This window comes from Bradyrhizobium sp. CCGUVB23 (assembly GCF_024199885.1).
Classification (GTDB): Bacteria; Pseudomonadota; Alphaproteobacteria; order Rhizobiales; family Xanthobacteraceae; genus Bradyrhizobium.
Map to the genome: position 1 here is coordinate 893,925 of NZ_JANADQ010000001.1, position 11,945 is coordinate 905,869.

The 11,945-nt window shown below is 59.4% G+C and carries 11 protein-coding genes; 8 read left to right on the plus strand and 3 right to left on the minus strand.

Going from position 1 to position 11,945, the window contains the following annotated elements; all coding sequences use genetic code 11:
- The first annotated feature begins 94 nt into the window (after positions 1–94).
- Together NLN62_RS04025 and NLN62_RS04030 are read left to right on the plus strand one after the other, a co-directional pair.
- Positions 95–406: a hypothetical protein gene (locus NLN62_RS04025; RefSeq protein ID WP_254107468.1), complete on the plus strand. Its 312-nt coding sequence runs from the start codon at positions 95–97 to the stop codon at positions 404–406.
- Between the two features lie 159 nt (positions 407–565).
- Positions 566–862 (plus strand): hypothetical protein, encoded by a 297-nt coding sequence (locus tag NLN62_RS04030; RefSeq protein ID WP_254107469.1) that lies wholly within the window; start codon positions 566–568, stop codon positions 860–862.
- A 623-nt stretch (positions 863–1,485) separates the two neighbouring features.
- Here NLN62_RS04030 and NLN62_RS04035 read toward each other — a convergent pair.
- Positions 1,486–1,935 (minus strand): hypothetical protein, encoded by a 450-nt coding sequence (locus NLN62_RS04035; RefSeq protein ID WP_245288241.1) that lies wholly within the window; start codon positions 1,933–1,935, stop codon positions 1,486–1,488.
- Between the two features lie 1,505 nt (positions 1,936–3,440).
- Here NLN62_RS04035 and NLN62_RS04040 point away from each other — a divergent pair.
- Positions 3,441–3,776 carry a GYD domain-containing protein gene (locus NLN62_RS04040; protein ID WP_254107471.1) on the plus strand — a complete coding sequence of 112 codons (336 nt, stop codon included), beginning with the start codon at positions 3,441–3,443 and terminating at the stop codon, positions 3,774–3,776.
- Between the two features lie 1,831 nt (positions 3,777–5,607).
- Here the strand turns inward: NLN62_RS04040 and NLN62_RS04045 are convergent.
- Positions 5,608–6,234 carry a phytochelatin synthase family protein gene (locus NLN62_RS04045; RefSeq protein ID WP_254113332.1) on the minus strand — a complete coding sequence of 209 codons (627 nt, stop codon included), beginning with the start codon at positions 6,232–6,234 and terminating at the stop codon, positions 5,608–5,610.
- A 143-nt stretch (positions 6,235–6,377) separates the two neighbouring features.
- A complete protein-coding gene (locus tag NLN62_RS04050) occupies positions 6,378–8,150 on the minus strand; it encodes an adenylate/guanylate cyclase domain-containing protein (RefSeq protein WP_254107473.1) in 1,773 nt (590 codons plus the stop codon).
- A 392-nt stretch (positions 8,151–8,542) separates the two neighbouring features.
- Between NLN62_RS04050 and NLN62_RS04060 the strand changes: the two genes are divergently transcribed.
- The 5 genes from NLN62_RS04060 (at position 8,543) to NLN62_RS04080 (ending at position 11,776) form a co-directional block, all read left to right on the plus strand.
- On the plus strand, positions 8,543–8,959 hold the full coding sequence (locus tag NLN62_RS04060; RefSeq protein WP_254107475.1) for a hypothetical protein: 417 nt from the start codon (positions 8,543–8,545) through the stop codon (positions 8,957–8,959).
- A gap of 686 nt (positions 8,960–9,645) precedes the next feature.
- A complete protein-coding gene (locus NLN62_RS04065) occupies positions 9,646–10,209 on the plus strand; it encodes a hemerythrin domain-containing protein (protein WP_254107477.1) in 564 nt (187 codons plus the stop codon).
- Positions 10,210–10,360: 151 nt separating this feature from the next.
- Positions 10,361–10,651, plus strand: coding sequence for a hypothetical protein (locus NLN62_RS04070; protein WP_254107479.1), 291 nt, complete (start codon positions 10,361–10,363; stop codon positions 10,649–10,651).
- A gap of 112 nt (positions 10,652–10,763) precedes the next feature.
- On the plus strand, positions 10,764–11,345 hold the full coding sequence (locus NLN62_RS04075) for an Hsp20/alpha crystallin family protein (RefSeq protein ID WP_254107480.1): 582 nt from the start codon (positions 10,764–10,766) through the stop codon (positions 11,343–11,345).
- Positions 11,346–11,536: 191 nt separating this feature from the next.
- Entirely contained in the window at positions 11,537–11,776 is a 240-nt protein-coding gene (locus tag NLN62_RS04080) for a hypothetical protein (RefSeq protein WP_254107481.1), read from the plus strand.
- The last annotated feature ends 169 nt before the right edge of the window (positions 11,777–11,945 follow it).

An 11,945-nucleotide genomic window follows, 5' to 3' on the forward strand; every position in this document is an offset into this window, starting at 1 on the left:
CGCGGCATCGCCGGCGCGGTTTCGGCCCTGATTCTCTGCGCAGCGGCGGTCTTCACCATCGCGCGCCACTTCGCGGCGTAACGGAGGCGTTCACATGACGTCCGACCCCGAGGAGTCGGTCCGGCTACAAGGCTACGGCGAGATGACGCTGCGCACCGCGCTCGCCACTGTGATGGCGCTGCCGGCGCGCGACCGTTCGGACGCCGCCATCTACCGTGTCCGCGACGCTTCAAAGCTCACGCCGCGTGAAATCGGAATGCTTGCATCGGAATGGGGTATTTGGCCGACAGGCGAGAGCGGCACTGGCCAACACTGGCCGGACATCGTCCGCGGCATGGTGCGCGAAGCACCGCTGCCATCGTTGCTGGTGGCCTTTCTGCTCGGCTTGCTGGTGGCACGCAGATGATGGCGCGCGCCCGCTAAGTCACACTCATGTAAACGGGATCACGATATTCCCTGAAACCCACGAAACCCCTCATAGCTCGCGAAATCGCGACCGCTCGTTGAGGAACGGCTGTTAGCGGCAGGGATTGGTCCCCTGTCAAACCGAGACATGGAGACAACCATGACGCGTATGAAACTTGTGAGCGCGGCCGCACTGATGGCCACGATTTTGCCGCTCGCGACTGCAAGCCCCAGCCTCGCCGCGGGACGCGGTCCGGGCTGGTGTACCCCATCGAGTGAAAACGCCGTCGGCGCGGCAGGCCCGGCAATGAGTGGCGGCCAGTTGATGGCGGGTGTCGGCCAATGCCGTCGCCTCGGAAGCTGGCACCACACCAATGCCTATGGATATTGGGGCCCGGGTTATGGATACGCCGAGCCTGGCTGGGGCGCGCCGGTCTACGGGCCGGATGAATACTGACGCCTCAACTCTGTAGTGCGAGATTACAGCAGCGCGGTCGATCCCGGCCGCGCTGCTTGCATTTTGGAGGAGCGCGACCGGAGCAAGGACCTAAGCGTTGTGCGCGAGGCGCGCTGGCCGTGGCAGGCGTCGGCGAGAATCCGCCAGCCATGCCGACCCGGCAGCCTGCTCTGCCCACCCAAATCCGCCGTGGACCGACCTTCAAAATCCGTGCAAAAAGGTCTTGCGAGGCGGGGCGATCTTTCGCCCAAACCTCTGCAAAACGTCGACTTTTGGAAGAAATGGTCGGAGTGGCAGGATTCGAACCTGCGACCCCTGCGTCCCGAACGCAGTGAACATGTTCCAAGTTGTTGATTTTTCTCGCCGTGGCCTCTGTTTCCGTCCCGTTTTGTTCACGGTCATATCACCCAATTCGTTGCGATATCGTTGCGCGCCCCCGCTGCGAGAACAGCTTTGCTTCGGCACCGATGGCATTGACGAAGTGAGGCTTGTGCTAGAGCGCCTCGGCTTCCTTGCGTCGTCTTTGAGAGAGGCCCGACAGCTTCACCTGGCGAACTTTCGGTCATCACGCCTTTGACCCGGAGGCCCAGCCGTGGCCCACCTCAGAGAGATCCAAAGTTGACCTAGCATTTGGCGAAGATCCCGACGCCTGAAGAGGCGTCCCAGTTAGGAAGCATTCGCCCGTACTCGCTGCCGGGCGGCGCGCCGTCGCTCGCGGCGTTCGCGATCGCGCCGGCTCCTCTCGACCGGGAATTGCAGGGCCCCCCTGACGAACGGGACTGGCCCCGCGTAATTTCTGCGTTTACCTCGTCTGCAGCGGCAGGGCGTGCTTCCATGAGCGCCAATACAGCGCGCCCTTTATCGGTGATCCGCCACCCACCGTTCAGGCGATCGACTAGACCTTGAGAAAAGATACCTAGATCCGGCACACGCGATACTGGGCGTTTGGTACGCTCGCTCCAGTCGCTGCCGCTGGTGGCTAAAATCGCCATATCGCGCTTGAGATCGGCCATCACGGCGAAACCGCCGGGATGGCTCACCAAAATCTTCAGGACGGTGACCTGAAAATTCACCTCGGCCTCTTGCTGGCTGCCTGTTTTCACACCGAAGACAAGCAGTGGTTCGCCGCCGCTCCGTGGCAATTACTGCCGTACGATCTTCACGAAAATAAAACCCGCCCGAAGGCGGGTTGTGCAGAGTGGAACGACCAAAATCAGTCAGCGGAGCACATCTCTCCAGTGCTCCTCTGCAAGCTGGTCCTCCCTATGCCCACAGTGAGTTGGCTTAGATCCGCCGATGCCTCAACTATGCGTGGTTTTTGGCGCGGTGTCAGAATCGCGATCTGATTGGGAGAAGCGGGCATGCCGGCCAACATTAGCTGTGGCGTAGCCGAAGTCTCCTCAACGTGGGCCGCTCCCAGCACTGCTACTTGGGTTCGGGAGATCGGGAAGCCCGTCACTTCGAAAGCCGGAAAGCGCAAAGTGCACGCGCCGGCTTGATGGAGCGCCGCACCTGCTACGGAGGCGACGGCGGTTGCGATCAAGAATAGATTTCTCATGATAATACCCCACTGAAATAGAGAGATATTTTCACCACGAATTCCACAGTCACCATAGTTCTAGGTCAGCGACGCATATGTGAACTCGCTCACTAGCCGCGCCGAATTCTGTTTGCGCAATCACTTTGTTGCGGAGTGCGGTGACCCCGATGGAAATGCCCCGCCCCAAGGCAGGGGAAGAACGGAAAGCTCCAAATATTGGGCGGGGCAAGTATGCTCAATCAAAGGCGGCAGTTAGTAAAACTGTCGCCGGATGAGATGTTAGGGTCACCAATTGGCGTGGTCTGCCCGATAGGCAACGTTCACGGAAAGAATTTCAGGACAGCGCCCCGGACAGTAATTTTCCGCGACTCGAGACGAGTGCGACGACGTTGAATAGAAAAGAGCAATCAGTGAAACACAGGCGTGTAACGGCTTCGGTTTTGCGAGAGTTCAGCAGCCGGGTTGGAAAACAACCCAGCAGCACTGCATTTTCCGACTCAACGAAGCGCGATTCCGTCTCTCAAGGGGGAGTTCGGGCAGACAAATACGGACGGACACCGGGGACCTAAGTCTCCACCGGCGATAGCCAGTGGGCCCACCGCACGCCGAGGCCCCCAGTAATTGATATTCTGCAAGCCCGCGTCGGCGCCGCTTTGATGGCGGCATGCGTAGACCTGTCCGCCCCGAGAACCGCACACCGCCGCCCGGTCACCGCCCGCTCAAAATAATCTTCGGCGAGATGCGCGAGATGGACGTGCGTGGCGTCCTGGTCTATTGCGCTGAATATCGTTGCAGTCATTTGGTGTCGCTCATAGCCGATCGCTTTCCGGACTAGGTGCGGTTGTCGGACGTCGAGCAGCGGTTCGTCTGTCGCGCCGCTCCGGCAAGGGGGACCGCCGGACATCATTGTCGGCGGGATGGAATCGGGCGACGCGATAGATGGGAATATCGCTGGTTGGATTGATCCATCTCAATAATCCTCCTGAGCCCGCCCCTAAAATTTCCGCGTCAATGCGCTCACAAACAATGGAGGGCATTATGATCAGGCTGGTCACACGTGGTTGCTTCACCGAGAGTTATGCCAAGGGATTGGTTAGCGCACCCGAGGACAGAGAGCCGGCTGTGCGCAAGCTGATTGAGGGTGCTGGTGGCGAGCTTATCAGCTTTTACTTCACGACCGGCGACAGCGACTTCATGGTCATTTCTGAGGCTAAAGAGTCCGAATCCATCATCGCCGCAATGTTGGCAGCGGTGGCGGCGGGCACAATATCTGACGTGAAAACATCAAGAGCTTGGACCGGAGCGGAATTCAAAGCGGTGGCCGAAAGGGCTTCCAAAGCAGCTAGCCATTATCGGGCTCCCGGCAAGAGCTAAGAGATACATTGCCACCAGACGATCTTCTGTCCGATTATTGAGCCGTGCTTCGTCTGCCAGTCCTGCGGCAGGCGCGGCACGACTTCGCTACCTACCTGCCGAGTGAACACCGGTGGCGCATCAATTTTGAATACCCTCGATGCGATGGCCTCGGTGGTGACTTCCGACGAGGCAATGAGTGTCTCGACGTGGACTTCGCACAAGCTGGCTCCCACTTTCGGCTCGCCAGAAACTAGCTGGCGGGCCCTGGATTGATCGCCCCAGCCGCCAGCGATGCGTCAACAACCACTGCCGGTTGCGCTTCCGCGCGATCGGCGCCGTCGCTTCATGCTCCAGGATCAATCACTTTCCAACGGCGACCCAATAGGTCGCGATCTCGCGCGAGGAGTTACCTGGCTTTCGATAGTTAGGTATTACCGACCGAAGTGGAGGCCGTTCTACGTCCTGCCTCGGAGTGCGAAGCTCGATGCGAACTTCCGGTCGTCGCCGGCTTAGGGATTCGGAGCCGCCGTTTGCATCTCATGTCCCGGACTGAAACCGGATGCGCCGGGAAGCCCGGACGGCGTGCTTGAGGATGCGGCTTGCATCTCGTGCCCTGGGCTGAAGCCGGACGCGCCGGGATGCCCGGAGGGCGTGCTTGAAGATACCGCCTGCATCTCGTGTCCCGGGCTGAAGCCGGATGCGCCGGGATGACCGGAGGACGTGCTTGAAGATGCCGCCTGCATCTCGTGTCCCGGACTGAAGCCGGACGCGCCGGGATGGCCGGAGGACGTGCTTGAAGATGCCGCTTGCATCTCATGCCCTGGGCTGAACCCCGATGCGCCGGGATGCCCGGCATGGTTTGATGAACCGTGATGCCCGCTATGCGAGTGCGAGCCGGAAAACACCGCTGAAAACGCCGCTTGTATCGCGTGTCCCAGGCTGAGGCTTGATGCGCCGTGATGCGCGCCATGCGACTGCGGGCTTGAGAACACCGATTGCATCGCGTGCCCTGGAGCAGCGGTCGATGCCGAACTGCCGTGGCCACCACCAACGCCACCATGCCCCCCACCCACGCCGCCGCCATGTCCCCCACCCATACCGGATCCACCAACGCCAGCTCCTACCCCGCCACCTGCTCCCGCTCCGGCACCACCGCCACCACCACCGCCACCGCCACCGCCACCGCCACCGCCGCCAGCGAGCAGCGGCCCAGACGCTGCGATCAACAATGCCGGTATTGCGGTTACTGCAAGAAGCTTTGCCACCCTCGTCACGTTGATCTCCTCTTCGCCTTCAATTCCGCGTCTAGCTCCCAGGCTACACTGCGGGGCTCGGCGGTAGTTGAAAGTCGAGCGCGCGACCAATGTTCCGCACAAAAAGTCAGCGAATAAGGCGAACAGGCGCGCACGCCGTTTTCTGCGCAGACTGTGACCAGAACGGCACATCTACCCGAGCGGCCCTCCCCGACGAGATCACACCGCGCACTTCCGACGGCTCTAAGTCGTGTTCGATCACGCCCCGTCCAGGCGTGCTCGTGGGGTTGCTCTCCCCGGGCGAGTATTCGGCATCGACAGCGACGAGGCGGCGAAAGGTGCCCGCAGGTACCGCGTGATCATGGGGACCGATGGTCTGTTATTGGCCCCGTCTACGCAAATGCGGGCGCTATCGGGACCGAAGCAGACCTCGATTGGTAGCGAGAACTCAGTCGCGAATGACCCGATGCCGAAGTCGAGCCTGTTCGCTTACATCAAGGGGGTTCCTCGGCTGCGTCCGCCGCGGATGACCCACTCCGACTCTTCGAGACCGGGACGTCACACGTCAGAGCGCGTCTTCTCGGTCGAGCGGGCAGTTACTCGATCAGCAACATGCCACGCTTCTTATCCCCATCCCGCGTATTCATTGCATCGAACAAGCGCGTGCGCTCCACAAGCCATGGACGGTAATCGCGATTGACGTCCAGCACGAAAACCAGATCCTCGTTTTCGAGATATCCGCCTATTGGAGAGTGATGGCCACCCCCCGCTCCAAAGATCATCTTCCGATCGAAATTAATGATGTATCGGTGCGCTGGATCATTGGAGCGCTTCAGATGTTCTCGGAATTCTTCTGCGCTCATGTCCCGAAGTACGGTCACGCTGCGATGTGTCTTAGCGCGCGCGAGACCAGCAAGCTCATCTAACGTCAGGCCCATTACGCAGAAGCCAGTCCAGCAAAGGCCCGTTCCGGCCAAAACGGACCTCTCGCTTGTGGCATCCTCGCCGAACGACCGAAACACGTTGGCTAGACTGGAGGGGCCGCACAGAGAAACGTTGGACTGCCAAGAAACCTCATGCCCAAATGATGCGGCAGCCGGCAACTTCCACGCGCGTTCGACAGCATCATCTGCGTGGATCACCGATAGCTCAATTGCCTCTGGGCTGACCTTTGTCTGGCTTACGACGAATTCCACACCGCCCAAGGCGAGGACGGTCGCCATTGCGGCGGCGAGGGCGACCGTCCAAACCTTGGTTTTCAATTTCATGGCGGCGCGAGCTCTGATACGAATAATTTTCGGCTTGAAACAATCGTCGATAAGCTCAACGCTTGGATACATCAGTTTGCTGGACGACCCAACGACTGTCACCGTAAGTTGGGCACGCCGGCCCGGCGCAAGCCATCTGCGAGATGTTCCCGGTTCTTCATATCAAGGTAAGGGGTCGTAATATCGAACAGCTGCTGCAGATCCGCCGGCCGGGAGATGAAATCATGCAGTAACGGCCGGGCTTCCTCAACCTGTCCAAGTTGGCCCAAGCTTGCGAGAAGGGTCCTGAGCCACGGGTATAAACGGCGTGTGTTGGTCGCAAGCTGACAATAATGGACCGCCTCTTCGTAATTCTCCTGGTGATAATGAGCCAGCGCGACTGTGCCGAGAAAGTTGCCGGCTTGAGGATCGTTCGGGCTCAGACGGAGGAAGCGCAGCAGAGGGTCGAGAGCTTCTTTGAAGTGTCCGATATAGACCCGAACCAGGCCAAGGCTGAAGAACCCGAGCGCGAAATTCGGGTTGAGGTCGATCGAACGCTGCGCCTCCCCAAGCGCCTGCGCGTGCATTCGCATCACCAGACTGGTCCAGCACAACGCGTAGTGGCAGTAGGGATCGCGGTCATCGATCGCAACCGAGTGCGCCGCAGCGGCATAAGCCTCAGATGCGACCCTTGCAAGATCGCTGGTCCAGCCGTTCCAAACCCGGCTGTTCAGCGTGCGTGCAAGTGCCATGTGTGCCTGGGCGAGAGTCGGATCGAGCCTGATCGCCCGCCGTAACAGAGCAACGGCCTTGTCCTGGTCGTCGGGAGTGATTTGTGAAAAATGCCACATCGCGCGCATGCAGCAGTCGAACGCATCCAGGTTGTCGACGCTCTTGCGAAAGGCTCGTCTGCCTTCGATCAGCAGCATCTCCGGCTCGATCGCGCCGACCACGCTCTGAGCGATCTCGTCCTGTACGGCAAAAATGTCGACCATGTCGCGGTCGAACCGCTCGGCCCACAGGTGGTTTCCGGTTTCGGCTTCGATTAGCTGAGCCGTAATCCGGACCCGTTGACCGGCCCGTCTTACGCTCCCCTCGAGGATGTACCGCACGCCAAGCTCGCGAGCAACCTGCTTCACGTCGACGGCGCGCCCCTTGTAAACGATCGTCGAATTTCGCGCGATGACAAAGAACCAGCGGTGATGAGACAGAGCGGTGATGATGTCTTCCGTAATGCCGTCGGCAAAATACTCCTGCTCGGGATCGCCGCTCATGTTCGAGAAAGGCAGCACCGAAATCGATGGCTTGTCCGGAAGCGTAAGCTCGCCACCCAAAACGCCCGTAGCCGCCGGATGTTGGAGCCGCCAGTCCACAGAATAGACCGAAACCGGACGACTAATGTTCTTAAGCGATCGTTGCCCGATGGACATGAGGGGAAAGGTCAGCTTGCCTTCGATCTGATCGCGGACCGTACCAGAGATGCAAATTCCGCCCGGGTCGGCAACACCTTGCAACCGAGCAGCAACATTTACTCCGTCGCCGAGCAAGTTGTCGTTGTCCACCATCACGTCGCCCAGATTGACGCCAATTCGGAAATCCATCCTCTGGTCGCCGGAAAGATCGGCGTTGTGGCGAGCAAGCGCGCGCTGGATGGCGACTGCGGCGCGCACGGCCTGCACTGGGCTGCTGAACTCTGCAATCATACTGTCGCCGGCGGATCCGAAAATGCGCCCCGCATGTTCAGATATGAGGTCGGATATCGTGCGACGGTATGCGTTTAGGATCCGCAGGGTCGCTTCCTCGTCCGCCGCCATGAGGCGACTATAGCCGGCAACATCCGCTGCCAGAATCGCAGCTAAGCGCCTCGTGATCAGTGGGATGCCCATGGTCATCCCCGCACTCCGAACCATACCAGTTTAGCCGATGTGGACGGCAGGGTAAAAGCGAGTATTGGCCCGATGCCCTCGCACTTTAACCAAACAGGGACGCATCTCGCCAAGTTGCGGCGAGCTTCGGACGCCGCCTCCTCACTTCGGAAAAACGAAGTTTGAGCCGTGCGAATGTGCAATTAGCATTGCGAATTTTGGGACACCGGGGTGTGCGTGCCTCCGCCCGTCTGCGCGCTCACGATAAGAACATCAGCCGATACCGACGACTTCTCAAGACCAACATGTCAGATCTTGAGCGCCGATTCTTGGAACCGCGCCTGAGTGAGGAAAGATTGGGCGTTGAGCGCCTTGCCCATCCTGCTTTCCCGCGCCCTATAGATCGTGAGCTATGATCAGTGAGCCTCGCTTGGGGCATTGGTCATTCTGGTGCGCAGGCGGTCGGCGCAGACGCGCCCAACACGATCCAGCCGGGTATCTTCTTCGGCAAGGGGTTCGGGGATCTCCCTGATGCGCTGTCTTGGCTGCGCCCATTCGCCATTACGGGCGCTATTGTCGATGAAGTCCCGGTTGGCTCATCTGCGGCCAGCGCGCTTGCGCCTAATTCGACAACCGGCAGGTTCGATACCGTCTTCGCCCCCGGCGTCGAAACGCTCCATTGGGGCTTCTCGATCCAATACAGCGGTTTGATGGTGGTCCTCCCAAAGAGGAGCCGCTCAACCAGTTCGTGCCCCTCGTCGAGTTCCGGTTTGATAGCCCGCGTGGGCAATACACAGCCGCAACTGCGAACCCTGGCTTCGCTTATGTTGCCGTGACGTGGCAAGTCGCTGCCGAAGCTATTGTGCCGCTAAACCGGGCGGGTGGAAACGGGATGGGCTTCCGTGCACAACTGCTGTTCTTCCTTGACGACTTGATGCCATCAGTGTTTAGGAAGCCGCTGCTGAGCAATCACCCTAAGCGAAGTCAGATCGCGTGGTCGTAGCCGAACGGCTCAGGCTACTGGCAATTGTATGAGTTTTCACGAGCCGATTGAGCGTAACAACAACTTCCGCTTTAGAACCCGGTTTTCAAATCGCTTTTATTGGGAATTTCTCAAAATCGGTGATGAGCGGAGGACCCTACAAGGCAGTTTTGCGGCCAGGGCCGGAATTCGAATCTGGCCGACTACTTCCGCTCGCTGAAGTGAAGCCGCGGGCGTCGCTGGACACCTTCAGCTTGTCCGAGCGGGTTTCCTCGGGCCCCGCGCGCCAAGGGAGGCAATGCCGCGAGCACGGAGAACCAATGGAAAAGCTAGACCCGGCTGAGTCAGAGGTCGTAGGTCTGGAATACTAACGCTTATACACGCCATTGGGACTCGGCCGCGGATCAGCGGCTTGCCGGCAGCACTTCCGGGGGACACTCATTCGCCGCATCCTGATTGTGACCGGATTTGATCTGCCGCAATGCAAATCTGGGTCAGAGGACCATTCTTTAGAAGTGGTTCACTCTGTGGAGTGTTGCCATGATAATTGAACGCCTATCCGGAGAGCATCACAATATTCAGAAGCTGCTCGCCATCCTCGAGCGGGAACTTGAGGTATTCGACCGCGGAGATCGCCCCGACTACGAGGTCATTCGCGCGGTGATCAGCTATTTCGAAGTCTACCCGACGGTCGATCACCATCCCCAGGAAGACCTCGTCTTTGCCAAGCTCAGAACGCGCGATCCTTCTGCGGCTGCGAAAATCGGCGATCTCGCTCGCGAACACCTGAAGGGCGCCGAACGCTTGCGCCGCGTCGCTCACGCGATTGACAGCGTGCTCGCGGATCGCGAAGTCCTTCGCCAAAATGTGGATGCCATTGTTCGCGATTTCATCGACCAAGAGCGCCGTCACATGATGATGGAAGATCGCGATTTCTTTCCCGCTGCGCTTAAGGCACTCAAGCCTCAGGATTGGACCGAGATCGCTTCGGCTGTAACCAGTCGTAAGGATCCGCTGTTCAGTGATGTTGCCGAAGTGCGGTTTGAAGCACTACGCGCACACATCTTGCGGCTGGAGCAAGAGGCTGAAGCCGAACGAAAGTAGCCGCGTTTTCCTGGTTAGGGGGGAGCTTGACAGCGAGTACGTCGCGGTCGAACCCGACCGAATGCAGGGAGGGCGAAGAATTTCAGAGGTCGCGACGGGCGAGGAACGTCCGGCGGCGGCTCGGACGATAGTGTTTGGGAGGAGACCGCTAGTGCTAGGCGCCACCTCCAACGACAATCTAAAGGCGCTCGTGCGCGACGCGCTGTTGACGACGCGCGCTACAGTGATCTGCCCGTTCCATCCAGACGTGATCGTCCGGGTTGGGGATGACGCCGCCGAGACCCATGCCTATTACCGCGCTAGAAACATGATCGAGAGCGACGGCACGAGCTCGGACCACGAGGATTTGATGGACGAGATTGCTCGCCAACTCTCAGATGCAGCGGACGGCGTGTGTCCTCGATGTGCACACCTAACTGACTCCCATGGATGGTGCGTGTGAGATGCTCTGTGAACGATTCCTGGGCACACCCCCGTTTTTGCTTCCAAAGCGTCACCTACTTTCCGGATTTTCTCGGACTGTGGGGGCCCGTTTATCAGGAAGCACGGATGGTTTGAGCTGGATCAAGGACCCTCACAGTTATCAGGAAGACGATACGACCGATATTTTCTCTAGCCGATGGAAAGAACAGATGAGTCTTCCGAGATTGTGGGGCCAAGAACTGGATCCATTCCGAATGATGCGGCGCGAAATGGAAAACGTGTTTCGTGCGTTCGATCCGAAACCGTCTCCCGGTATTGGCGCCGGCGTGCCGGCAATCAGTGTAGCGGAAACAAATGATGCCTTTGAAGTGACCGCCGAACTTCCTGGCGTCGACGAGAAAGATATCAACGTTAGCGTGGTCGAAAACCAGTTGGTCATTTCGGGCGAGAAAAAGGTGGAGAGTACCAAAGAGGAGAAGGACTGGCACATCGAGGAGCGGAGCTATGGCTCGTTCTATCGATCCATGTTCTTGCCTTTCGAGCCGGAAGAGGGAGCCGTCGCAGCTCATTTCGACAAGGGCGTACTCCATCTCTTGATCAAGAAGCCTGCCAAGGCGCTGAAGAGCGCCAAGACAATTCCCGTCAAGACGGGCGCTCCGCCAAGCCTAAACCCTGCATCGAGCACGGCCACCGTACCTAATAAGGCTGCTTAGTCCTCAACGATCGTCATAAGAGACCGGGGACCCGAACTTTATGCTAGTTCAGGTCCCCGGAGTTTAGCGAATTTGTGCAGGCACTTGCTCCGCGATTCGCTAAGTCACAGGGTCGGCAGAACGCAACAATCGCCAAGCGCAGCCGCTGCCCCAGAGGGCTCCGCTCCCGGGTCTCAAGGAGGACCGACGTCGTGGAGCGGGAATTCGACCTCATCGTCTATGGCGCGACGGGTTACACGGGCCGTCTCATCGCCGAATATCTGGCAAGGTCCTATCGCGGCGAGGATGCTCCGTGCTGGGCGATCGCGGGACGCTCGACCGACAAGCTCCAGAAGGTGCGCGCCGACATCAGCACACCGGACGATTTGCCGTTGGTCAAGGCGGATGCCGACGAGCCGGCCAGCCTGCGATGTGCGAGCGTGCAGCCGTGATAATCACGACGGTCTGGCCTTATCAGCTCCACGCGGCTCCGAGCTTGTGGCGGCCTGCGCGGCCACGGGCACGGCCTATGTTAAACTGTGCGGCGAAGGCTGCGCTTGGTCTGGCCGCCGGGAAACCCTTAGCACGAGGAGTGACTTGCAGGACATAAATGCTTTCCTT

What these genes read in the sequence shown, in the direction of transcription:
- NLN62_RS04040 (WP_254107471.1), top strand. Translation starts at nt 3,441, where the DNA reads ATGATCAGGCTGGTCACACGTGGTTGCTTCACCGAGAGTTATGCCAAG.
- NLN62_RS04030 (WP_254107469.1), top strand. Translation starts at nt 566, where the DNA reads ATGACGCGTATGAAACTTGTGAGCGCGGCCGCACTGATGGCCACGATT.
- NLN62_RS04025 (WP_254107468.1), top strand. Translation starts at nt 95, where the DNA reads ATGACGTCCGACCCCGAGGAGTCGGTCCGGCTACAAGGCTACGGCGAG.
- NLN62_RS04050 (WP_254107473.1), bottom strand. Translation starts at nt 8,150, where the DNA reads ATGACCATGGGCATCCCACTGATCACGAGGCGCTTAGCTGCGATTCTG.
- NLN62_RS04065 (WP_254107477.1), top strand. Translation starts at nt 9,646, where the DNA reads ATGATAATTGAACGCCTATCCGGAGAGCATCACAATATTCAGAAGCTG.
- NLN62_RS04045 (WP_254113332.1), bottom strand. Translation starts at nt 6,234, where the DNA reads ATGGCGACCGTCCTCGCCTTGGGCGGTGTGGAATTCGTCGTAAGCCAG.